This window comes from Pseudoduganella sp. R-31, assembly GCF_049913235.1.
GTDB lineage: Bacteria > Pseudomonadota > Gammaproteobacteria > Burkholderiales > Burkholderiaceae_D > Rugamonas.
The window spans coordinates 214,960-238,370 of sequence record NZ_CP183986.1 but is presented as its reverse complement, the minus strand read 5'-3'; the positions used below and the strand labels follow the sequence as shown (position 1 = coordinate 238,370).

Genomic DNA, 23,411 nt, shown 5'->3' with positions numbered 1-23,411 from the left:
ATGCTGAGTGCTGAACACTATCGCCAGATCCTCGACCACAGCAGCGACGTACACTGGATGCTGGACTGCGATAGTGGCCAGCTGCTGTACGTCAGCCCTTCTGCTGAAAAGCTGTTTGGCTACATGCCGGACCGCGCTCAGCAGGTTGCGGCCGACTTGATGGGCGAACTGCCGGAACGGCTGGAAGCCTACACCTCCGGCGATACCACGCGCCGCCATACCGTGCGCGATGCGGAAATGACGGGCCGCGACGGTGTGATGATCCCGGTCGAAATCGAATCGACCCTGGTGCCCGACGTCGATAGCGGCGTGCTGCGCCTGGTCGGCACGGTGCGCGATATCCGCGATCGCATCGAGCGTGAGAAGCAGCAAAAGAAATTCGCGTCGATGGTGTCGCACGAATTCCGCACGCCGCTCTCCACGATCGACGGTGCGATCCAGCGCCTGGAAATGACTTCGGCCAATGCTGATGAAAACACCAAGAAGCGCTACCGCAAGATACAGACGTCGGTCGACCGCTTGTTGGAGTTGATCAACGAATACCTGAGCCCTGAGCGCATGGCCAGCATTGGCCGCAAGCGCCAGGCCGACGAAATCTCGCCGGAAGCCTTGCTGGAAACGGCGGCCGAAGCCGCGCGCCAGCGTCGCGGCGACATCACGGTGCGTGCAGAAGGCTTGCCGCAATGGATGCGTTGCGATCCGCAGGGCATGCGTTTGTGTCTCGACATACTTTTAGATAACGCCCTCAAGTACACTAATGACAACGTTGCGATAGAATTGCAGGGTAGGAAAGCCAGCGAAGGCGGGGTTGAACTCCTCGTCATCGACCACGGCGCTCCCGTTCCGGATGATGAGCTAGGCAAACTCTTCGACAAGGGTTACCGAGGCAAGGCTGCCGCAGGGCATGCCGGTTCCGGCCTCGGCCTGTATATGGCCAGGAATGTTGTTGAGGTCCACGGCGGCACACTGTCTGTGGAAAATTTGCCTGAAAGCGGCAAGAAATTTCGGATTTGGCTCCCGGTCGCTGCTTAAGGCTTGCGCAGCCCGTGACCAACCGTGATAATTCTTCGACGCAAGCCCTAAACCCCGGCTCGCGACTGAATGGAAAATGGCGCATCAATGACGCAAATACTCATCGTGGAAGACAACCTGGAATACGCCGAAGAGATGGCGGATTTCCTGGCTGAACTTGGCCATGTAGTTCACACCACCAATAACGCCCAGGAAATGTGGTCCGCCCTCAGCCAGGGCACCGTGGGCGTTGTCGTGCTCGACCTGGGCTTGCCGGATGAGGATGGCTTCAATGTCATCCCGCGCATGCGCCAGCTGTACCCTCAGATCGGCCTGCTCGTGCTGACCGGCCGCGTGGCCTTCGACTCCCGCATCATGGGCCTGCGCCTGGGCGCCGACCATTACCTGACCAAGCCGATCAAGTTCCCGGAACTGGCCGCCCATATCGAGGCGCTGGACCGCCGCGTCGGCCCGCAGGAAGCCATCCCTGTTCCAAGCAAGTGGACCCTGAAGGTCTCGGCCCGCCAGCTGGAACTGCAGGGCCAGGCCATCACCCTGACCGAGAAAGAGTGCAATTTCCTGCACTTGCTGACCATTAACACCCGTCCGGTGCCGCGCCAGGTGATCGTGGCTGGCATTGGCGGCGACGATCCGGATGCCGGCCGCCGCGTCGACATGCTGGTGTATCGTTTACGCAAAAAGGCGCGTAGCGGCCTGGGCCAGGATTTGCCCCTGCGTTCGGCCTACGGCGAGGGTTACAGCCTGTCCGCCAGCTTCAATTTGTCTTAATAGGGACAGAGTCAAGCGAACTGGGTAGAATCGGGGTTTCCCGATCCTACCCTTTTTGTTTTCATGGCCCGTCTGCCTCGTCTCGTCGTTCCCAACCAGCCGCATTACATCATCCAGCGTGGCCTGAATGGCCAGGAAGTGTTCCTGGATGCTGAAGATTTCAGCAGTTTCATCGCGTGGATGCGCGCCGCCGCCCGCCAATACAAGGTGGCGGTGCATGCCTACACCCTTTTGCCGGGCGAATTGCACCTGCTAGCCTCTCCCAGCGACGAGGAAGGCCTGGGTGGCATGATGCAATGGATCGGGCGGCACTATGTCCCTTATTTCAACCAGAAATACTCCCGGGCCGGCACTCTGTGGCAGGGGCGCTATAAAACCTCGGTCATCGAGGCGGAGCGCTACTTCATTTCTTGCTCTAAATACATTGAATTCGCTGCGGTCCGAGCGCGACTGGCCGAAGGGCCGGAGCATTACCAGTGGTCGAGCTATCCACACCATGCGGGGATTCGCCAGGATGGGGCGGTGAACGATCATCCGATCTACTGGGCGCTGGGCAATACGCCGTTCCAGCGCGAGGCGGCCTATATAGAACTGGCGGCGCAGGGGCTGGCTGGAGTGGACCAGCGGGCAATCGAGAGCGCGGCGCTGAAAGGCTGGCCTTTGGGCAGCGACAAATGGAAGGCTGAACTGGAGCGGCGCATGAAGCGGCAGGTGCTGCCGGCTAAGCGGGGGCGGCCAGCCAAAACCGGTAAACCAGGGTCTGACCCGCAGGGTCAGATCCTTTAAGACGCGGCGGACGCGGGCCGAAAGTGCCTGGCCCTATGGGTCAGACACTGGTTTCCCGGTTTTGGCTGGCACTCTGTCCCCAATTAAATTCCCGCGCGACTGTCGCCGATTTAATTCGACTCCGACCCTATTTGTTTTTCTTGCGCGTTTTTGTGCACTGCATTACTCTGGATTTTCGTGACCAAAAATTCAGCGGAGAATCGCATGCAAGCGCAAGGTTTGTACAACCCAGCCAACGAACATGACGCCTGTGGCGTCGGTTTCGTCGCCCACATCAAAGGCAACAAGAGCCACTCGATCGTCGAACAGGGTCTGCTGATCCTGAAGAACCTGGACCACAGGGGTGCGGTCGGCGCGGACAAGCTGATGGGCGACGGCGCCGGCATCCTGATCCAGATTCCGGACCAGTTCTACCGCGACGAAATGGCCAAGCAGGGTGTCGAACTGCCGCCGCCAGGCGAATACGGCGTCGGCATGGTGTTTCTGCCGAAGGAAAATGCTTCCCGCATCGCTTGCGAACAGGAAATTGAACGCGCTGTGCGTATCGAAGGCCAGGTCGTACTGGGCTGGCGTAACGTGCCGATCGACTCGGAGATGCCGATGTCGCCCCGCGTCCGCGAAAAAGAGCCGGTCATCCGCCAGATCTTCATCGGCCGCGGCCAGGACGTGATGGTGACCGACGCGCTGGAGCGCAAGCTGTACGTCATCCGCAAATCGTCGGGCCACGCGATCCAGGCGCTGAAACTGATCCACGGCAAGGAATTCTTCGTGCCGTCCATGTCGGCACGTACCGTCGTGTACAAGGGCCTGCTGCTGGCCGACCAGGTGGGCGTGTACTACAAGGACCTGCAGGATCCGCGCTGCATCTCCGCGCTGGCGCTGGTGCACCAGCGTTTCTCGACCAACACCTTCCCTGAGTGGCCGCTGGCCCACCCATACCGCCTGATCGCGCACAATGGCGAGATCAACACCGTGAAGGGCAACTTCAACTGGATGCGCGCCCGCGAAGGCGTGATGAAGTCCGCCGTGCTGGGCGACGACCTGCAGAAGCTGTTCCCGCTGATCTATGAAGGCCAGTCTGACACCGCCTGCTTCGACAATGCGCTGGAACTGCTGCTGATGGCGGGCTATCCGCTGGCGCAGGCGATGATGATGATGATTCCTGAAGCGTGGGAAAACCACACGCTGATGGACGACAACCGCAAGGCCTTCTACGAATACTACGCATCGATGATGGAACCATGGGACGGCCCGGCCGCCATGGCCTTCACCGACGGCCGCTACATCGGCGGCACGCTGGACCGCAATGGCCTGCGTCCTGCCCGCTACATCGTGACCGACGACGACCTGGTGGTGATGGCGTCCGAATCGGGCGTGCTGCCGATCCCGGAATCGAAGATCATCCAGAAATGGCGCCTGCAGCCGGGCAAGATGTTCCTGATCGACCTGGAAGCCGGCCGCATCATCGACGACAAGGAACTGAAAGACACCTACGCCAACGCCAAGCCATACAAGGCATGGATCAACGCGGTGCGTATCAAGCTGGGCGAGCTCAAAATGAGCGAAAGCCAGACCGCTGCCAACGTGGCCAAGTACGGTCCGGCTGCCGGCGAGAAGCAGTCCGCATCGCTGCTGGACCGCCAGCAGGTGTTCGGCTATACCCAGGAAGACATGCGCTTCATCCTGGCGCCAATGGCAATTAACGGCGAAGAAGCTGTCGGCTCGATGGGCAACGACTCGCCGCTGGCCGTCACTTCCAACAAGCTGAAGCCGCTGTACAACTACTTCAAGCAACTGTTCGCGCAGGTAACCAACCCGCCGATCGACCCGATCCGCGAAGCGATGGTGATGTCGCTGGTGTCCTTCATCGGCCCGAAACCGAACCTGCTGGATACCAACAACGTCAACCCGCCGATGCGCCTTGAAGTGTCGCAGCCGGTGCTGGGCTTCGACGACATCGCGCGCCTGCGGACCATCAGCCAGCACACCGGCGGCAAGTTCAAGTCCTATGAGCTGAGCATCTGCTACCCGCTGGCCTGGGGCAAGGAAGGCGTGGAAGCTTCGCTGGCATCGCTGTGCGCGGAAGCCGTGGACGCGGTGAAGTCCGGCCACAACATCCTGATCATTTCCGACCGCACCGTCGGTCCGGACCGCGTGGCGATCCCGGCCCTGCTGGCAACGTCGACCATCCACCTGCACCTGGTGAGCAAGGGCCTGCGCGCCTCCACCGGCCTGGTGGTGGAAACCGGCTCCGCCCGCGAAACCCACCACTTCGCCCTGCTGGCCGGCTACGGCGCGGAAGCAGTCCACCCTTACCTGGCGATGGAATCGCTGGCCGAACTGGCGCACTCGCTGCCGGGCGACCTGACTCCGGAAACCGCCATCTACAACTACACCAAGGCAGTCGGCAAAGGCCTGATGAAGGTGATGTCGAAGATGGGCATCTCGACCTACATGTCCTACTGCGGCGCCCAGATCTTCGAAGCCGTTGGCCTGAACCGCCAGCTGGTCGACAAGTACTTCCGCGGCACCCAGTCGAACGTGGAAGGCATCGGCCTGTTCGAAGTGGCCGAGGAAGGCCTGCGCCTGCACAAGCTGGCCTTCGGCAATGACCCGGTGCTGGCGGACGCGCTGGATGCAGGCGGCGAATACGCGTACCGCGTGCGCGGCGAAGACCACCTGTGGACGCCGGACGCCATCGCCAAGCTGCAGCACTCGACCCGCTCCAACAACTACTCGACCTATAAAGAGTATGCACAGCTGATCAACGACCAGAGCAAGCGCCACCTGACCCTGCGCGGCCTGTTCGAATTCAAGATCGATCCGACCAAGGCAATCCCGCTGGACGAAGTGGAACCGGCCAAGGAAATCGTCAAGCGTTTCGCTACCGGTGCGATGTCGCTGGGCTCGATCTCGACCGAAGCCCACGCCACCCTGGCCATCGCCATGAATCGTATCGGCGGCAAATCCAACACCGGTGAAGGCGGCGAAGATCCACGCCGTTACAGCAATGAGCTGAGAGGCATCCCGATCAAGGTCGGTGCGACGCTGGCTTCCGAGCTGGGCAAGGACCAGGTTGAATCCGATATTCCGCTGCAGGAAGGCGACTCGCTGCGTTCGCGCATCAAGCAGGTGGCATCCGGCCGCTTCGGCGTGACCGCGGAGTACCTGAACTCCGCCGACCAGATCCAGATCAAGATGGCGCAGGGCGCCAAGCCGGGCGAAGGCGGCCAGCTGCCGGGCCACAAGGTGTCCGAGTACATTGCGCAGCTGCGCTTCTCGGTACCGGGCGTGGGCCTGATCTCGCCGCCGCCGCACCACGACATCTACTCGATCGAAGACCTGGCGCAGCTGATCCACGACCTGAAGAACGCCAACCCGCGCGCTTCGATCTCGGTCAAGCTGGTGTCGGAAGTCGGTATCGGTACCGTCGCTGCCGGCGTATCGAAAGCCAAGGCCGACCACATCGTGGTGGCCGGCCACGACGGTGGCACCGGCGCATCGCCGCTGTCCTCCGTCAAGCATGCCGGTACGCCATGGGAGCTGGGCCTGTCCGAAACCCAGCAGACCTTGGTGCTGAACGGCCTGCGCAGCCGTGTGCGCGTCCAGGCCGACGGCCAGATGCGTACCGGCCGCGACGTGGTGATCGCTGCCCTGCTGGGCGCCGACGAAGTCGGTTTCGCCACCGCACCGCTGGTGGTGGAAGGTTGCATCATGATGCGCAAGTGCCACCTGAACACCTGCCCGGTCGGCGTTGCGACCCAGGATCCTGAGCTGCGCAAGAAGTTCCAGGGCAAGCCTGAGCACGTGGTGAACTACTTCTTCTTCGTCGCCGAGGAAGCGCGCCAGCTGATGGCACAACTGGGCATCCGCACCTTCGACGAACTGATCGGCCGCGCCGACCTGCTGGACAAGTCGAAAGCCATCACCCACTGGAAGGCACAGGGCCTGGACTTCACCAATGTGTTCTACCAGCCGAAAGTGGACGACGGCAAGCTGATTTACCACACCGAAGAGCAGGACCACGGCCTGGACAAGGCACTGGACCTGAAGCTGATCGCACAAGCCAAGCCTGCGCTGGAAAAGGGCGAGCGCGTGTCCTTCATCTCGCCGGTGAAGAACGTCAACCGCACCGTCGGTACCATGCTGTCGGGCGAAGTGGCCCTGAAATACGGCCACGCCGGCCTGCCGGACGACACCATCCACATCCAGCTGCAAGGCACCGCAGGCCAGTCGGCTGCGGCCTTCCTGGCAGCGGGCATCACCATCGACCTGGTGGGCGAAGGCAACGACTACGTGGGCAAGGGCCTGTCGGGCGGCCGCATCATCGTGCGCCCGAACACCGAGTTCCGCGGCTGGGCCGTGAACAACATCATCGTTGGCAACACCGTCATGTACGGTGCAGTTGCCGGCGAAGCCTTCATCAACGGCGTGGCTGGCGAGCGTTTCGCTGTGCGTAACTCCGGCGCCACCGCGATCGTGGAAGGCCTGGGCGACCACGGTTGCGAATACATGACCGGCGGTACCGTGGTCGTGCTGGGCGCCACCGGCCGCAACTTCGCGGCGGGCATGTCGGGCGGTATCGCCTACGTGTACGACCCGGACGGCGAATTCCACAGCAAGTGCAATATGTCCATGGTGAGCCTGGAAGAAGTGAAGGCGGCCGCCGACCAGCTGGTCGACAAAGCCACCTGGCATAGCCAGCATCGCAATGGCGAACCGGAGGCCGATGAAATCATCCTCAAACGCTTGATTGAGCGCCACTTCAAACACACCGGCAGCACGCGCGCGCGCCTGTTGCTCGACAACTGGAACGAGAGCCGTTCCAAGTTCGTCAAGGTGTTCCCGAGCGAGTACAAACGCGCCCTGGTGGAAATGGCAGACAACGCCGCGATCGAAGCGGAAACTCAAGCAATCGCTGCGTAAGAGAGGATCAGAAAAATGGGTAAGATCACCGGTTTCATGGAATTCCAGCGCCAGGAAGAAAGCTACCTGGCACCCGAGGCTCGCCTCAAGAACTACAAAGAATTCGTCATTCACCTGACCAACGACCAGGCCAAGGTACAGGGCGCGCGCTGCATGGACTGCGGCATCCCGTTCTGTAACTCGGGCTGCCCGGTCAACAACATCATCCCGGACTGGAATGACCTGGTCTATCGCGGCCACTACCGCGAAGCGCTGAACGTGCTGCACTCGACCAACAACTTCCCCGAGTTCACGGGCCGCATCTGCCCGGCGCCTTGCGAGAGCGCCTGTACCTTGGGCATCCACGAGCTGCCGGTCGGCATCAAGTCGATTGAACACAAGATCATCGATGAAGGCTGGGAGCACGGCTGGGTCGTGCCGCAGCCGGCCGAAGTCAAGACCGGCAAGAAGGTTGCCGTGGTCGGTTCCGGTCCTGCAGGCCTGGCCGCTGCGCAGCAGCTGGCGCGCGCCGGCCATGACGTGACCGTGTTCGAGAAGGCCGACCGCATCGGCGGCCTGCTGCGCTACGGCATCCCTGACTTCAAGATGGAGAAGCACCACATCGACCGCCGTGTCGAGCAGATGGAAGCAGAAGGCGTGAAGTTCCGCACCTCCGTCCTGATCGGCAAGGACTTCCCGGCCACCGTTGCCAACGGCTCCAAGGAAACCATCTTCCCGGAAGACCTGGAAAAAGATTTCGACGCCGTGGTGATGGCGGGCGGCGCCGAGCAGCCGCGTGACCTGCCGGTGCCGGGCCGTGAACTGAAAGGCGTCCACTTCGCGATGGACTTCCTGCCGCAGCAGAACAAGGTCAACGCGGGCGACAAGATCAAGGACCAGATCAAGGCCACCGGCAAGCACGTGATCGTGATCGGCGGCGGCGATACCGGTTCCGACTGCGTTGGCACCTCGAACCGCCACGGTGCTGCCAGCGTCACCCAGTTCGAACTGATGCCGATGCCGCCGGAGCAGGAAAACAAGCCGCTGGTATGGCCGTACTGGCCGACCAAGCTGCGCACCTCGTCTTCGCATGAAGAAGGCTGCGAGCGTGACTGGGCCGTCGCCACCAAGCGTCTCGAAGGCAAGAACGGCAAGGTTGAAAAGCTGGTCGCCTGCCGCGTCGAATGGAAAGACGGCAAGATGACCGAAGTGCCGAACTCGGAATTCGAAATGAAGGCCGACCTGGTGCTGCTGGCCATGGGCTTCGTCTCGCCGGTGCAGCAGGTGCTGGACGCCTTTGGTGTCGACAAGGACGCACGCGGCAATGCCCGCGCCGCGACTGAAGGCGACAACAGCTACAAGACCAGCAAGCCTGGCGTGTTCGCAGCAGGCGACATGCGCCGTGGCCAGTCGCTGGTAGTGTGGGCGATCCGTGAAGGCCGTCAGTGCGCCCGCGCTGTCGACGAGTACCTGATGGGCACCTCGGTCCTGCCGCGCTGATCCCGCCTCACGTCAAGCGCACAGCCCAGTGCGCTTGACGAAGTTTTCCATGAGCGTAAACTGGCAGCACGCATTCAAAGCGATGCTGCCATGCAGAACGAACCCTCCCGCAAGCAGAAGGGCGATACTGAAAGCCGACTGGCCCGCCTTGAAGCGACAGCGGAGCACCTCCTGACAGATGTTCGTGAACTCCGCGCTGATTTCCGGATGGTGATTGGTCTTCAAATTGCGACGATTGGCATGATTGTCACCGTGGGACTTGGCACTGCGGCATTGGTTGTGAAGGTGTTTGGCGGGAGCTAGCGGCTGCGTGGCAAATGGAACGAATAGTTCGCGCCCGCCAGCTCAAGCACGAGTTCAAGCTGTTCCCCCATGCGCTCGCGTGGTGGACCGGCCACGAAATCCAGGACTTTGGTGCCGCGGGCTACAGGCCCGTCCTGCAAGCAATGTTCCCAAATCTTGATCGGCTTATTCTGGCTGCTTCTGACGCTCTTCACTAATCGAAGGCTGATGCTGACACGATGCATCAGCTCAAGTGGCGGCGACCGCTGCCCGATCGCCGGGCTGAAATGGATGGACCCACGCAGCGGCGAAAGGCCGGTAATTTCGAGAACGGGCCGTCCAGCAAACCATCGATTCCGAAACTGCAGCCAGGTGAGCAGAATGAGACCCAGGCCAGCGATTGGGAACAGAAACGCTATCGCCGCCAGCGAAAGGCCGTTTGCGCGAATGTGTTCCAGCGCGATTGTGGCGAAAGGCCAGCTAAAGGAGTTCCAGGCCAGCGCAAAGACAAAAAGCAGCGCTGTGCCGTCTGTCCCTTCGAGCAGGATTGGCCGCCCTTCCCGGAGCCGGTCAGCCATCGTCTTGTTGCGCCCGGGACGCCACAGATTAAATATGTAGCCCCAGGCTGCCAGCCCGAAGCCGTTGAACAGCAGCGCAAATGGCAGGCTCCAGACAGTTGTTTCCCAATCCAGCGTACGGTTGAAAACGGCGCGCTCGGGGTGGCTGGGATCTACCCAGATGTCGACCAGGGATTGTCGCTGCTGAGAATTCTTTAACTCATCGTACAACTTGTCCTGGAAGCCGCCGTGAAGTTCCGGAGTGTCATAGAAGCTGGCCTGTCCGCCAACGAATTGGCGGCCTTCGAAAGTGTAGCGAAAGGAGGCCTTGGCCCGATACGTCGCGATTCTTTTCCTGCTGAGATGCTCGACCCGTTCCAATGATTCGACCCGGGCCGGTACTGCCACGGAAGTGCGGGAACGCCACCAATTCTCTCCGTGTTCATAGAGCGGCTTCACGCCGGCAACAAAGCCGAGGAGCGGAAAAAGGATCGCGAAAGCCAACGCGACGAGAGTCAGAGGCAGCCTGTCCATTTCCAAAGTATAGCTGGAGCCACACTTTCGTAGTTGTCCAATAGAAATATTTCTGCGTAACTGCCGGTAATGTTATAGGATGTCTGATAACATGGATTATTTGAACAAGGTTGTCCTACATGTCAATTCCCTCAACAATTTTTCGGAGATATCTAGGCTATGAAGAAAAGCTTCATTTGCGGCGCCCTGATGTTGATCTATTCCGCCGGCTCATTCGCGGCCGATTGGCCCAGTGGCTATTCCAAATGCGCTGACCAGGGCGGTACCTGCAAGGTCGGCACCAGCAGTCGACAGGTTTCCTATGGCATCAAGGACAAATGGGTCGTCAAGACGCTCGCTGGCGACATCCTGTGCGCTACCAGCACGTTTGGCAGCGATCCTTCTCCAGGCGTGACCAAGAAGTGCGCCGTGGGTCCCCTGTCCAGCACCACGCCAACGCCGACCCCGACGCCAACCCCGGACCCTACCCCTGCACCAGCGCCGGCAGCTAACGCCACCAAGGAAGCCGCACCTTCCACTGGTTGGGCAGGTCAAGGTGGCGGCACCACCGGCGGCGCAGCAGCACCGGCATCGGCCATCTACCTGGTCAACACTGGGTCGCAACTGGTCGCTGCCCTGAAAGCGCAGGGCAACAATCCGAAGATCATCAAACTGCAGGGCACCATTAACATGGCCGCGGCCGACAATGGTGGTCCATTCACCAGCGCCACCGACGAGGGACTGCGCCTGCAGATCAAACCAGGCAGCAACACCACCCTGATCGGTGTCGGCAACGACGCCCGCCTGGTGAACGGCAACATCGTGCTGAACGGCGTGCAGAACGTCATCGTGCGCAATCTCACGATCCAGAACCCATGCTCGCTCTACCCGGTCTGGGATCCGAACGATGGCAGCAGCGGCAACTGGAACTCGGAATACGATGGCATCACCATCTCGAACTCCCGCAATGTCTGGGTCGACCACAACGTCTTCACTGACGGCTCGATCACTGACGACAAGCTGCCAGTCGAAAATGGCAAGGTCAAGCAATGCCACGACGGCGCGCTGGATGTGAAGAACGGCTCAGACTACGTGACCGTGTCGAACAACCGCTTCGAACTGCACCAGAAGAACAACCTGATCGGTTCTTCTGACAGCAAGACCACTGACGACGGCCACCTGACCGTAACCTTCCACAACAACCACTTCCTGAATGTGGCGGAACGCGGCCCGCGCGTACGGTTCGGCAAGGTGCACCTGTATAACAACTACTTCGAGGGCTCGCGTTCGCACGCTGTCTACCCGAACCATTACAGCATTGGCGTCGCCTACAAGGCCAAGATCATCTCGCAAAACAACGCATTTGATATCGCTGGCGCCTCGAGCTGCCCGCAGGTCGTGACCAACCCTGGCTCGTCCAGCAAGACCGGCGCGATCACGGATGCCGGTTCGCTGTTGAACGGCGCAGCGCTCAACCTGTCGACCAAGTGCAGCTTCAGCAACCAGGTCGGCTGGAGTGTGCCGTATTCGGTTTCACCATTGGCCGCGTCGGCTGTTAAGGCATCGGTCTTGAGTAACGCAGGCACCGGCAAGATCACGGTGAACTGATCTTCACACCCGTCAAGTGCACAGCCCAGTGCGCTTGACGATCTTCCTCATGAGCGTAAACTCGGTGCATGCATACCAAAGCGAGGCGGCTGATGAATGGCGACCCCACGCGTAAGCCGAATGGTGACGTTGAAAACCGAGTGGTGCGGCTCGAAGTTTTCACTGAAAACCAGTCAGAATTGTTAAGCCAGTTCAGGGACGATACACGAGAGAACTTTCGCGACTTTCGGGCGGAGGCCAGGGAGAATTTCCGCGACGTTCGGGCGGAGATTCGCGGTGTCCGCGTCGAAATTCGCATCCTCACAGGCATGCTATTTACCGTCGTGCTGGGGGTGGTCGCAATCCTGGCTAAGGTCTATGGCGCATAACTTCGTTTGAAGGCTAACCAGGACCAGGTGACGCCCGCTTGGCAATTAAGTGGCTGTATTGACGGCATGCGGGCAATCAGCGTCATCTCAAGGCCGAACGACTTTGCCAATTCGATAGTGTCATCGGCAGAAATCTCGAAAACTCGCCGATTAGCAGGAGCCAGGCCGTGCCTGATCGATATGACGAGGACCGCGGCAGATTTGAGTAAGGGCACAATGTTGGACATTGCCAGCCTTCTTTCATCTGGCGCAAGGTGGCCCCAAACCGCGCTAATCAACACAGCATCGAATTCCTTTTCGCGTTGCGCGATCTTTACCAATCCTGGAAGGCTGTCATCAATCCATTCGATCCGGCGCGAGGGATGAAGCTTGATGCCAGCATCCCGGAATGCGGTGACAGGCTCTATGGCCACGACATCGTGGCCAAGCTCGGCAAGCCAGGAAGAATCCACACCCGTTCCGGCACCGATATCCAGGATTGTGCTTGGTGCCGCAGGAATTAGATGAGAGACAGCCCGATATTTATCGACGAAGGAAACGCTTTCATAGCGCGGGATCAGCCACGCGGCATCTTCAGCATAGCCTTCGGTTCCTGGAACCGTGATAGCGCGCATTGGGTTCACGTCTATTCAAACATGGGTTAGCTTTAGGAGAGCAGTGCCACCAGCGCGGTAGGATGAAAGTGCCAGCCGACCAAACCGCATAGGCCCATAAAGACTCCGAAGGCCGTCGGGACCTTTGGTTCCCTATCAGGTTAGCGACGGGTGTCGTTATCGCGACAGCTCAACGTTGCGTATCGCCCTTTGCGCAGCGCCGTCTTGTTTCGCACGCCGCGCAACCCTTCCTTGACGCTTACGTTGTCATCGAATGAGCACATGTTAGCTTCGGCAAATTTTTCCAGGTTGTGTGGGCTCCCATTGAGCCTGACCGTGACGCCAGCTCCCGGATTGACACAGCAACCAATAAACTTCGACATGTACTCCTCTTCGATGACGACGAGGTCATGTCCCATGAAAGAAGCCGGTTTCTTCACCTGATAGTAATCTGTATAGTCCCAGCGATCGTTTGGCCGCTTGTTCACGACTCCTTCACGCATATACGCTTGAATGGCTTTGCCAGAGTCTCGGGTACGTTCGGTTGTGCCGGGTTTAAGGCGAAGCGCGTTCGCCAGGCCCTCTTCCAGTTCACGGTCGCTAGCAGCAGATGCAAGTGCTGCATGGGCCGCTAGAAAAAATAACAGCAAGATCCGTTTGTACATAGCGCCATCTCTCCTTTAGAACTTCGCAGCGATGCTCATGCCGATGCTGCGCGGCGCCAGGCGGTAGCCCTGAACGATCGAGGCGACTTGCGGGTGCTGGATTGCCTTGTCTTCGTCAAAGGCGTTCTTCACGAATGCGGTCAATTGATAGCGGTCAATCGAAATGCCGGCGCTGAAGTTAGCCGTGTGGTAAGAAGGACGCTCGTAGTCGGTCTGCTCGGGGTTGAGCGAGCCTTTGCTAGGACCGACCCACTGCACTCCGCCCATCACAAATGCGCTACGGCCGCCGGCGGTCGAGAAGTTGTACTGCGCGGTGAGGGTGCCGTTGTACTTCGGCACGCCCTGCACTTGCGCGCCTTTGACTGCGCCGACTACGCCGTTGGCGATGCCGTCGTCGTTCGACAGTTCAGCCTTTACGTAGCCGCCGGCTGCACTCAGGGTCAGCCCGGCCATCGGCTTGGCCTTGACGTCGAATTCGAAGCCCTTGCTGGTGGCGTTGCCGGCATTGGCATTGTACGAGTAGGCGCAGGTCGGCAAGTACACGCCTTGCTGGATGTTCTTCCACTTCACGTAGAACACGTCGGCGTTGACGGCGACGCGGCCTTGCATGAAGCGCGATTTGCTGCCGACCTCATAGCTCCACAGGCTGTCCGAGGCATAGGTTGGCGGGCCTGCAGTCAGGCCGTTTTCTTCCAGGTCCGGACCGCAGGTGGTTGGCGGCACGAATACATTGGAGCCGCCGAGGCGGAAGCCTTTGGCGACAGAGCCGTAGATGGTGTGGTCAGGCGAAGCTTCCCAGGTCACCGCGTATTTCGGAGTGAAGGCATGCGACGACAGATTGGTGGTGCTGTTGTTGCCTGCTCCGGCCAGGTAGAGGCTGTTGCGCTGGGCAAGCGCGGACTTGCCCTTCAGGTAGCGCGCGCCAATGGTGGCATGCAGCGCCGGCGAGAAGTAGTAATTTACTTCGCCGAAGATTGAGTGCTGTTTTTCGCGGTAGTGGAATTCGCCGGCAAATGAGTTATCGTTCGGGAAGGCGCCGGGATATGAGTCCGGCAGCAAGTCCGGATCGGCGCTGGAGAAGCCGAACCTGGTGAAGGTGTCGTTGACGCCGAAGATCGGGTCGTTCTCATTCAGGTTGGTATGCTGGTTGGAGAAGTAATAGCCAGCCAGCCAGGTTACCGGCGAGCCGCCTGCCGCATAAGGCTTGGACGCCAGGCGGAACTCCTGCGAGATCTGGCGCACTGCGTTATTCAGGTACACAGCCGACGGCAGGCCTGCAATCGCTTCGATCAGTTCGGGCGGGGCCTTGCCGCCATCGTCGGTCGAGGTCAGGAAGGTCGACAGCGAGTAACTGTTGTAGGCCGAACCGTTCTGGGTGCGGTCGAATTTGCGTTGGAAGTAGCTGGTGCTCGAGGTCAGGTCGGCTCCGCCCAAGTCCCAGTTGACGGCCAGGTTAGGCGTCAGCAGCTTGTCGATGGATGGCTCGCGTACCTGCTTTTGCGCCTGGTAGGGCGGGCGATCCAGGTTGAAGGCCGCGATATCCTTGGCGTCCACGCGCTGGTAGTAAATAGAAGGCGTGATGGTCAGGTCGCGCGTCGGCGCCCATTTCAGCGCAACGCGCAGCTCCTGGTCGTTGATCTTGTTGATATCGCTGGCCAGTACTTTGCCATCGCCGTCGACCTGGTCGATGAAACCACCGGAGCGCTGGGCTTGTGCGCCGATGCGCAGCGCCAGTTCGTTGTCGATGAGCGGGAAGTTGCCGACCACATTGGTGGAATAGCCCGGGCTGCCGCCTTTGGTGGACGAGGCTTCGGCGTAGGCCGTGACTTCGCGCTCCTTCAGGTCCGGTTCGTTCGGCACGAACTTGATGGTGCCGCCCATCGAACTGGCGCCGTACAGCGTGGCTTGCGGACCGCGCAGCACTTCGACGCGGTCAATGTCGAAGAACTTCGGCTCCACCGTCCCCATGGTGTACAGGTTGCCGACGGTGAGCGACACGTCGCCGAGGTAGATGCCGACGGTGGCCTGGCCGGCTGCGGAACTGATGCCGCGAATTTCGATATTGGAAGTTCCCGGACCGGCGCCGCCATTGCCGGTGGCGGCGGTGAAGGAAATATTCGGCACGGCCCGCGTCAGGTCGGTGAAATCGTCCACCTGCTGCGACAGCAGGGACGAGCCGCTGATGGCGGAAATACTCATCGCCACCTTGTTCGGGTCTTCCTTGCGCTTTTGCGCAGTCACGGTGACCACTTCGATCTTGTCGCTATCCGCCAAGGCCTGGGCCGAGATAGCCGCCAGGGAGCACGCAACGACCGTCCGACGAATTTTCATGCCTTTTTTCCTATGAATGAGCCAAAGTTATTAAAATAGCAGGAATTTGCTGCCTTGCAGCACTGAACACCAATCAACAAGCGTTTCAATTTGTAAATTGCTGACTTTGCGGTTATTAGTGTTGTAAAATTTGCCTCTTTAGCTGTGCCACCTGGGCCGCTACGGCGCGCCAAGCAGAGATAAGCGTTTCTGAATTACAATGTGGCCTCAAGAACAAAGAGCGACATCCGTGTCAAATTTAGTCGAAATCCGGGACTTACACTTCAGCTATGGAAAACGGGCCATCCTGTCCGGCCTCCATATGGACTTTCCTCGCGGGAAGGTGGTAGCTGTCATGGGTGGCTCCGGCAGCGGCAAAACCACTGTCCTGCGCTTGGTCGGCGGCCAGATCCGCCCGCAAAAAGGTACCGTCAGCGTGGAGGGTCAGGTCGTTCACCAGCTGAAGACCAAGGAACTCTACGTGCTGCGCCGCAAAATGGGCATGCTGTTCCAGCATGGCGCGCTGTTCACCGACCTGACCGTGTATGAAAACGTGGCTTTCCCGCTGCGCGAACATACCGACCTGCCGGAAGAACTGATCCGCGACCTGGTGCTGATGAAGCTGCATTCGGTCGGCCTGCGCAACGCTGCCAAGCTGAAGCCCGGCGAAATTTCCGGCGGCATGGCGCGCCGTGTGGCGCTGGCGCGCTCGATCGCGCTCGACCCTCAATTGATCATGTACGACGAGCCGTTCGCCGGCCTCGACCCGATCTCGATGGGCGTGACCGCCAACCTGATCCGCAACTTGAACGATGCGCTCGGTTCGACCACGATCCTGGTCTCGCACGACGTCAAAGAGTCGTTCCAGATTGCCGACTATGTGTATTTCCTGTCGCAGGGCAAGATCGTTGCCCACGGCACTCCGGCAGACATGATGGTTTCGACTGATCCTTACGTGAAGCAATTCGTGCACGCGGAAGCGGATGGCCCGGTGCCATTCCACTATCCGGGCAAATCGCTGGCCGAAGACCTGGGCCTGGGAGCACGCAAATGATGCGCCGTTTCCTGCTGAGCGTGGGTGGTGGCGCACGCGACTATGTGGAAAGCATCGGCCTTTCCGCACGTACCTTCTTCACGATGCTGGGGCTGTCGCCTGGCCTGCTGCGCCGTCCGCGCCTGCTGGTCGAGCAGCTTCATGTGATCGGTAACTATTCGCTGCTGATCATTATCCTGTCCGGCCTGTTCGTCGGCATGGTGCTGGGCCTGCAGGGCTATTACACCCTCAACAAATACGGCGCTTCCGAATCGCTGGGCTTGCTGGTCGCGCTGGGCCTGACCCGCGAACTGGGACCGGTCATCACGGCCCTGCTGTTCGCCGGCCGCGCCGGTACGTCGCTGACCGCGGAGATCGGCCTGATGAAGGCGGGCGAACAGCTGTCCGCCATGGAGATGATGGCTGTGAACCCGATCCAGCGCGTGCTGGCGCCGCGTTTCTGGGCTGGCGTGATCTCGGTTCCGCTGCTGACCGGCATGTTCAGCGCGGTCGGTATCCTGGGCGGCTACCTGATCGGCGTTGGGCTGATCGGTGTCGACGAAGGGGCGTTCTGGTCGCAGATGCAGGGTGGCGTGGACGTGTGGAAAGACGTATTCAATGGATTCGTGAAAAGTGTGGTGTTCGGTGTAGCCATCACCTATATCGCGCTGTACCAGGGCTATGAAGCCCAGCCTACCCCGGAAGACGTTTCCGGTGCGACGACGCGCACCGTGGTCATCTCTTCGCTGATGATCTGGTGGCTCGACTTCATGCTGACGGCGCTGATGTTTAGCAAATAGCAAGTAACAACCGGGGTCAGCTCCTGACATGCGACACGCGCAGCGTGTTGTATGTTTGGCCCTGACACCGCTGATTATAGGATTCGATATGCAACGTAAATCTCTCGACGTTTGGGTTGGTCTGTTCATTGTGATGGGCGCTGCCGCCCTCATGTTCCTGGCACTCAAGGCCGGCAACCTCGGCTCGATGACCATGGGCAAGACCTACCAGGTGACCGCTCGTTTCGACAACATCGGCTCGCTGCGCCCGCAGGCTGCCGTCAAGGCGTCCGGCGTGGTGGTTGGCCGTGTCGCGTCGATCGGTTTTGACGACAAGGTGTATAAAGCCGTGGTGACGCTGGATATGGAAGAGGGCTTCAAGTTCCCTAAAGACAGCTCGGCCAAGATCCTGACCGCCGGCCTGCTGGGCGAGCAGTATATCGGCATCGAAGCCGGCGGCGACGAGAAGAACCTGGTGGCTGGCGACCGTATCGCCCGCACCCAGTCCGCAACCGTGCTGGAAGACCTGATCAACCAGTTCATCTATAGCAAGGCAGCCGAAGGAAAGGACTCCCAATGAGCAAATTCCGTACACTTGCCCTGAGCCTGGCCGTCGTTGGCACGCTGAGCGGCTGCGCCGGTCCAAACCCGCGCGATCCGTTCGAAGGCTATAACCGTGCCGTGTTCAACTTCAACGACAAGGTGGACGAGTACGCGCTGAAGCCGACCGCCACCGTCTACAAGAACGTCACCCCCGGCTTTTTCCAGACCGGCGTGAGCAACTTCTTCGGCAACCTGGCTGACGTCTGGACCGCCGCCAACAACCTGCTGCAAGGCAAGGTTGGCGATGGCATGTCGGACTTGATGCGCGTGGCCTTCAACTCGACCTTCGGCCTGCTGGGCGTGCTCGATATTGCTTCCGAAGCAGGTTTGCAAAAACATAAAGAGGATTTCGGCCAGACCCTGGGCTCCTGGGGCGTGCCGTCCGGCCCCTACCTGATGCTGCCGCTGCTGGGCCCATCCACCGTGCGCGATACTGCCGCCCTGCCGCTGGATATCAGCGCCGATCCATGGCAATACAAAGATCCTGTCAACGTGCGCAACATCGGCACCGTTACCCGTGTTGTGGATCAGCGTGCAGCTCTGCTGGACGCCTCCACACTGCTGGAAGATGCCGCCCTCGACCGTTACGAGTTCATCCGTGACGGTTGGATGCAGCGCCGTAACAGCCAGGTTTACGATGGCGAAGACGGTCCGAAGGACAAGCAGAAGCAGCCTGAAGTGGAGGACGAGGCGCCAAAGCAGCCTCAGGCTATAATGCCGGAACCGGCTGAAACCAAACCCAGCCTGTGATCCGGAACACAACCCTACATAGGTAAAGAACAATGAAATTGATCAAACAACTGATCGCGGTCGCAACTGTAGCTTTCGCTACCAGCGCATTTGCCGCTCCTGCTCCTGCCAATGAAGCGCCGGACGCGCTGGTCAAGCGCATCAGCTCCGAAGTGCTGGAAACCGCCAAGTCCGACAAGGACATCCAGGCCGGCAACCAGAAGAAAGTCATGGACCTGGTGGAAACCAAGATCTTGCCTTACGTCGACTTCCAGCGCATGACCTCGCTCGCGGCCGGCCGCTACTGGCGTGAAGCTACCCCTGAACAGCAAAAGCAACTGGCTGCCGAATTCCGTACCCTGCTGATCTTCACCTACTCGGGCGCGCTGTCCCAGGTGAAAGACCAGACCGTCGATTTCAAGCCTATGCGTTCGTCCCCAGGCGACACTGAAGTGGAAGTGCGTTCCCAGGTGAACCAGACGCGTGGCGAGCCGATCCAGCTGAACTACCGCGTTGCCAAGACCGACGCCGGCTGGAAGATCTATGACATCAACGTGCTGGGCGCCTGGCTGGTGGAAGCCTACAAAGGCACTTTCGCTTCGGAAATCTCGAAGGGCGGCATCGACGGCCTGATCAAGACCCTGTCCGAAAAGAACAAGAAGCTGGCTTCCAAGCCGCTGAAGACCGCAGGTAAATAATGCCTGATACCACTGTTTCCAATCAGCTGTCGCTGAAGTCGCTGACCGTGGCCAACGCCACGGAGGCACTGGCACATGGTTTGGCTGCGCTGCGCGCCGGCCAGACCGTGTTCGACCTGAGCCAGGTGGAAGCCGTGGACTCCGCTGCCGTGTCAGTCATGCTGGCATGGCAGCGCGCTGCCGCCCAAAGCGGCATCAAGCTGGAACTGCGCAACCTGCCAGAACAGCTCCAGAGCTTGACCAAGCTCTACGGCGTGTGCACGCTCGTGTCGCCCGCCGACCTGCATCATCATTGACCCCCGCCTCACCCCCTGCGTAGTAACAGCGGTATCAGGGGCCAACAGGCTTCGCCTGTCAGCACCTGACACCGGAAATCCTGGTAACTAAATACGGGTTCAACGAGCCCGAACCAAAATTCCAATATAATTGACCGTCTACCGCGCCTGATGAGCGCGCGCCTTTACAACGGTCATCGTTGTCCCAGTTATCTATACAAGTAAGCATGACAGCAATCGAAATCAGCAACGTCCAGAAGCGCTACAAGGCGCTGCAGGCGCTTGGCGGCGTGTCCCTGAAAATCGAGGAAGGCGAGTTCTTTGGCTTGCTTGGGCCGAACGGGGCCGGCAAGACGACCCTGATCTCCATCATCGCCGGCCTGATCCGCGCCGATGCCGGCAGCGTCAAGATCCACGGCCATGACGTGGTGTCCGATTTCCGCGCAGCGCGGCGCAAACTGGGCGTGGTGCCGCAGGAACTGGTATTCGATCCCTTCTTCACGGTGCGCGAAACGCTGCGCCTGCAGTCCGGCTACTTCGGCCTGGGCAACAACGACAAGTGGATCGACGAGGTGATGGAGGAGCTGGGCCTGGCCAACAAGGCCGACACCAATATGCGCGCGCTGTCCGGCGGCATGAAGCGCCGCGTGCTGGTGGCCCAGGCCCTGGTGCACAAGCCGCCCGTCATCGTGCTGGACGAACCGACCGCCGGCGTCGACGTGGAATTGCGCCAGACCCTGTGGCAGTTCATCACGCGCCTGAATCGCGAAGGCCACACGATCGTGCTGACCACGCACTACCTGGAAGAAGCGCAAGCCATGTGCAAGCGCGTCGCCATGCTCAAGCTGGGCAAGGTGGTGGCGCTGGACACCATGTCGCAATTGATTCGCCGCATCTCCGGTTCGCAGCTGGTGCTGCACCTGCCGCACAACTCCCTGCCGGAAGACCTGCAGCCGCTGCTGAACCATCCGCCGGAAGACAACAAATACAGCCTGCGCATCAACGATTACGCGGAGGTCGAAGGCATCTTGGCCCGCTTGCGCCAGGGCGGCATCAGCATCGACGAGATGCAGCTGCAGCAGGCCGACCTGGAAGACATCTTCCTGCAAATCATGGACGAGAACATCGTATGATCACCACCGGTTTCCGCACCCTGGTCTACAAAGAGACGCTGCGCTTCTACAAGGTAGCGACGCAAACGATCGCCGCGCCGATCCTGACCGCCATGCTGTACCTGCTGATCTTCGGGCACGTGCTGTCGGGCCGCGTCGAGGTGTATCCGGGCGTGACCTATACCGCCTTCCTGATCCCGGGCCTGGTGATGATGAGCGTCCTGCAGAATTCATTCGCCAACTCCTCGTCCTCGCTGATCCAGTCCAAGATCACCGGCAACCTGGTGTTCGTGCTGCTCACGCCTTTGTCGCACTGGGAGATCTTTTCCGCCTACGTGCTGGCCTCGATGGTGCGCGGCATTACCGTGGGCTTTGGCGTGTTCGCGATTACCGCCTGGTTCGCGCACCTGAGCTTCACCGCGCCGCTGTGGATCCTGGTGTTTGCCCTGCTCGGTGCTGCCATCCTCGGCACCATGGGCCTGATCGCCGGCATCTGGGCCGAGAAGTTCGACCAGCTTGCTGCTTTCCAGAATTTCCTGATCGTGCCGCTGACCTTCCTGGCCGGCGTGTTCTATTCGATCCATTCGCTGCCGCCATTCTGGCTGGCCGTCTCGCACGCGAACCCGTTCTTCTACATGATCGACGGCTTCCGCTACGGCTTCTTCGGGCAGTCCGACGTGAACCCATGGATCAGCGTCGCCATCGTCTCCGCCTTCCTGGTGGTGCTGGCGCTGCTCGCTATCAAACTCCTGCGCAGCGGCTACCGCTTGCGCCACTGATTTATTGAGGAATTCAAAGTGACCACAACTCCAGAAGCAATCCACAGCTACATCGCTGCCGGCCTCGAATGCACCCACCTGCAAGTGGAAGGCGACGGCCAGCACTTCCAGGCCGTGATCGTGTCGCCTGCCTTCGCCGGCAAGCGCCTGATCCAGCGCCACCAGCTGGTGTATGCCGCGCTGGGCGACCGCATGCGCGAAGAGATCCACGCACTGTCGATGAAAACCCTGACCCCAGAAGAATTCCAAGGATAAGAACAATATGGACAAACTGCTCATCACCGGCGGCAAGCGCCTGGTCGGCGACATCAAGATTTCCGGCGCCAAGAACGCTGCCCTGCCTATCCTGTGCGCGGGCCTGCTGACCGCGGGCGACCTGGAACTGACCAATGTGCCGCTGCTGCACGACGTGGCGACCATGCTCAAGCTGCTGCGCCAGACCGGCCTGTCGGTTGAGCAGGACGGCGAGAAGGTCACGCTGAACGGTTCGAAGATCGGCAAGTACGAAGCGCCGTATGAGCTGGTGAAGACCATGCGCGCATCGATCCTGGTCCTGGGGCCGCTGCTGGCCCGCTTCGGCGAAGCCAAGGTGTCGCTGCCGGGCGGCTGCGCGATCGGTTCGCGCCCTGTCGACCAGCACATCAAGGGCTTGCAGGCGATGGGCGCCGAGATCACGATCGACGGCGGCTATATCTACGCCAAGTGCAAGAAGCTGAAAGGCGCGCGCATCGTGACCGACATGATCACCGTGACCGGTACCGAGAACCTGCTGATGGCGGCCACCCTGGCCGAAGGCGAGACCGTGCTGGAGAACGCCGCGCGCGAGCCTGAGGTGACCGACCTGGCCCACCTGCTTGTGGCCATGGGCGCCAAGATCGAAGGCATCGGCACCGACCGCCTGGTGATCCAGGGCGTGCAGGAACTGCACGGCGCCAAGCATGACGTGATCTCCGACCGTATCGAAGCAGCGACCTTCCTGTGCGCGGTGGCGGCTGCAGGGGGCGACATCACGATCCGCAATACGCGCACCGACATCTTCGACGTGGCGCTGGACAAGCTGCGCGAGATGGGCGTGGAGCTGACCGTGGGCGACAACTGGATCCGCGCGAAAATGGACCAGCGTCCAAAGCCGGTTTCCTTCCGCACCACCGAATACCCGGGCTTCCCGACCGACATGCAGGCGCAGTTCATGGCGGTGAACCTGATCGCCAGCGGCAGCAGCAAGGTGACCGAAACGATCTTCGAGAACCGCTTCATGCACGTGCAGGAAATGAACCGCCTCGGCTCGAAGATTTCCATCGACGGCAACACCGCCTACATCGACGGCGTCGAGCAGCTGATCGGCGCGCCCGTGATGGCGACCGACCTGCGCGCATCGGCTTCGCTGGTGATCGCCGGCCTGGCCGCCAAGGGCGAAACCCTGGTGGACCGCATCTACCACCTGGACCGCGGCTATGACCGCATGGAAGTGAAGCTGTCCGCCGTAGGCGCCAATATCACCCGCATCAAATAATCA

At 60.4% G+C, this 23,411-nt stretch carries 22 protein-coding genes; 18 read left to right on the top strand and 4 right to left on the bottom strand.

Annotated elements, in window-relative coordinates; all coding sequences use genetic code 11:
* The 6 genes from ACN9MY_RS01035 (at position 1) to ACN9MY_RS01010 (ending at position 9,294) form a co-directional block, all read left to right on the top strand.
* Positions 1-1,032, top strand: coding sequence for a PAS domain-containing sensor histidine kinase (locus ACN9MY_RS01035; protein WP_426166660.1), 1,032 nt, complete (start codon positions 1-3; stop codon positions 1,030-1,032).
* Between the two features lie 87 nt (positions 1,033-1,119).
* Positions 1,120-1,800, top strand: a complete 681-nt coding sequence (locus ACN9MY_RS01030) for a response regulator transcription factor (RefSeq protein ID WP_055939590.1) — start codon at positions 1,120-1,122, stop codon at positions 1,798-1,800.
* A gap of 63 nt (positions 1,801-1,863) precedes the next feature.
* A complete protein-coding gene (locus tag ACN9MY_RS01025; protein WP_426319973.1) occupies positions 1,864-2,586 on the top strand; it encodes a transposase in 723 nt (240 codons plus the stop codon).
* 204 nt (positions 2,587-2,790) lie between these two features.
* Positions 2,791-7,512: a glutamate synthase-related protein gene (locus tag ACN9MY_RS01020; RefSeq protein WP_426319971.1), complete on the top strand. Its 4,722-nt coding sequence runs from the start codon at positions 2,791-2,793 to the stop codon at positions 7,510-7,512.
* Positions 7,513-7,527: 15 nt separating this feature from the next.
* Entirely contained in the window at positions 7,528-8,991 is a 1,464-nt protein-coding gene (locus ACN9MY_RS01015; RefSeq protein ID WP_426166651.1) for a glutamate synthase subunit beta, read from the top strand.
* A gap of 90 nt (positions 8,992-9,081) precedes the next feature.
* Positions 9,082-9,294, top strand: a complete 213-nt coding sequence (locus ACN9MY_RS01010; RefSeq protein WP_426336735.1) for a hypothetical protein — start codon at positions 9,082-9,084, stop codon at positions 9,292-9,294.
* On the opposite strand, the gene ACN9MY_RS01005 is transcribed toward ACN9MY_RS01010, so the two are convergent.
* Positions 9,291-10,364: a DUF3592 domain-containing protein gene (locus tag ACN9MY_RS01005; RefSeq protein ID WP_426336734.1), complete on the bottom strand. Its 1,074-nt coding sequence runs from the start codon at positions 10,362-10,364 to the stop codon at positions 9,291-9,293. The genes ACN9MY_RS01010 and ACN9MY_RS01005 overlap by 4 nt on opposite strands.
* A gap of 159 nt (positions 10,365-10,523) precedes the next feature.
* Between ACN9MY_RS01005 and ACN9MY_RS01000 the strand changes: the two genes are divergently transcribed.
* Positions 10,524-11,951, top strand: a complete 1,428-nt coding sequence (locus ACN9MY_RS01000) for a pectate lyase family protein (protein WP_426166645.1) — start codon at positions 10,524-10,526, stop codon at positions 11,949-11,951.
* Between the two features lie 92 nt (positions 11,952-12,043).
* Complete coding sequence (locus ACN9MY_RS00995) at positions 12,044-12,319, top strand: hypothetical protein (RefSeq protein WP_426319968.1); 276 nt, start codon at positions 12,044-12,046, stop codon at positions 12,317-12,319.
* Here ACN9MY_RS00995 and ACN9MY_RS00990 read toward each other — a convergent pair.
* From ACN9MY_RS00990 to ACN9MY_RS00980, 3 genes are all read right to left on the bottom strand, one after another.
* Positions 12,307-12,933, bottom strand: a complete 627-nt coding sequence (locus ACN9MY_RS00990) for a class I SAM-dependent methyltransferase (protein WP_426336733.1) — start codon at positions 12,931-12,933, stop codon at positions 12,307-12,309. The genes ACN9MY_RS00995 and ACN9MY_RS00990 overlap by 13 nt on opposite strands.
* A gap of 140 nt (positions 12,934-13,073) precedes the next feature.
* A complete protein-coding gene (locus ACN9MY_RS00985) occupies positions 13,074-13,577 on the bottom strand; it encodes a hypothetical protein (RefSeq protein WP_426166639.1) in 504 nt (167 codons plus the stop codon).
* A gap of 15 nt (positions 13,578-13,592) precedes the next feature.
* Positions 13,593-15,908 (bottom strand): TonB-dependent receptor, encoded by a 2,316-nt coding sequence (locus tag ACN9MY_RS00980; protein WP_426166637.1) that lies wholly within the window; start codon positions 15,906-15,908, stop codon positions 13,593-13,595.
* Between the two features lie 229 nt (positions 15,909-16,137).
* On the opposite strand from ACN9MY_RS00980, the gene ACN9MY_RS00975 reads away from it, so the two are divergent.
* From ACN9MY_RS00975 to murA, 10 genes are all read left to right on the top strand, one after another.
* Entirely contained in the window at positions 16,138-16,941 is an 804-nt protein-coding gene (locus ACN9MY_RS00975; protein ID WP_426166635.1) for an ABC transporter ATP-binding protein, read from the top strand.
* Complete coding sequence (mlaE, locus tag ACN9MY_RS00970; RefSeq protein WP_090435822.1) at positions 16,938-17,720, top strand: lipid asymmetry maintenance ABC transporter permease subunit MlaE; 783 nt, start codon at positions 16,938-16,940, stop codon at positions 17,718-17,720. The genes ACN9MY_RS00975 and mlaE overlap by 4 nt, the downstream gene beginning before the upstream one ends.
* 88 nt (positions 17,721-17,808) lie before the next feature.
* Entirely contained in the window at positions 17,809-18,279 is a 471-nt protein-coding gene (gene mlaD / locus ACN9MY_RS00965) for an outer membrane lipid asymmetry maintenance protein MlaD (protein ID WP_426166633.1), read from the top strand.
* On the top strand, positions 18,276-19,052 hold the full coding sequence (locus ACN9MY_RS00960; RefSeq protein WP_426336732.1) for an MlaA family lipoprotein: 777 nt from the start codon (positions 18,276-18,278) through the stop codon (positions 19,050-19,052). The genes mlaD and ACN9MY_RS00960 overlap by 4 nt, the downstream gene beginning before the upstream one ends.
* Before the next feature lie 32 nt (positions 19,053-19,084).
* Positions 19,085-19,729, top strand: coding sequence for an MlaC/ttg2D family ABC transporter substrate-binding protein (locus ACN9MY_RS00955; RefSeq protein ID WP_426319962.1), 645 nt, complete (start codon positions 19,085-19,087; stop codon positions 19,727-19,729).
* Entirely contained in the window at positions 19,729-20,025 is a 297-nt protein-coding gene (locus tag ACN9MY_RS00950; RefSeq protein ID WP_426166627.1) for an STAS domain-containing protein, read from the top strand. The genes ACN9MY_RS00955 and ACN9MY_RS00950 overlap by 1 nt, the downstream gene beginning before the upstream one ends.
* A gap of 206 nt (positions 20,026-20,231) precedes the next feature.
* Entirely contained in the window at positions 20,232-21,137 is a 906-nt protein-coding gene (locus ACN9MY_RS00945; RefSeq protein ID WP_426166625.1) for an ABC transporter ATP-binding protein, read from the top strand.
* Positions 21,134-21,895 (top strand): ABC transporter permease, encoded by a 762-nt coding sequence (locus tag ACN9MY_RS00940; protein WP_155455822.1) that lies wholly within the window; start codon positions 21,134-21,136, stop codon positions 21,893-21,895. The genes ACN9MY_RS00945 and ACN9MY_RS00940 overlap by 4 nt, the downstream gene beginning before the upstream one ends.
* 18 nt (positions 21,896-21,913) lie before the next feature.
* Positions 21,914-22,150, top strand: coding sequence for a BolA family protein (locus ACN9MY_RS00935; protein ID WP_055938984.1), 237 nt, complete (start codon positions 21,914-21,916; stop codon positions 22,148-22,150).
* A gap of 7 nt (positions 22,151-22,157) precedes the next feature.
* A complete protein-coding gene (gene murA, locus ACN9MY_RS00930) occupies positions 22,158-23,408 on the top strand; it encodes a UDP-N-acetylglucosamine 1-carboxyvinyltransferase (RefSeq protein ID WP_426336731.1) in 1,251 nt (416 codons plus the stop codon).
* Positions 23,409-23,411 lie beyond the last annotated feature (3 nt).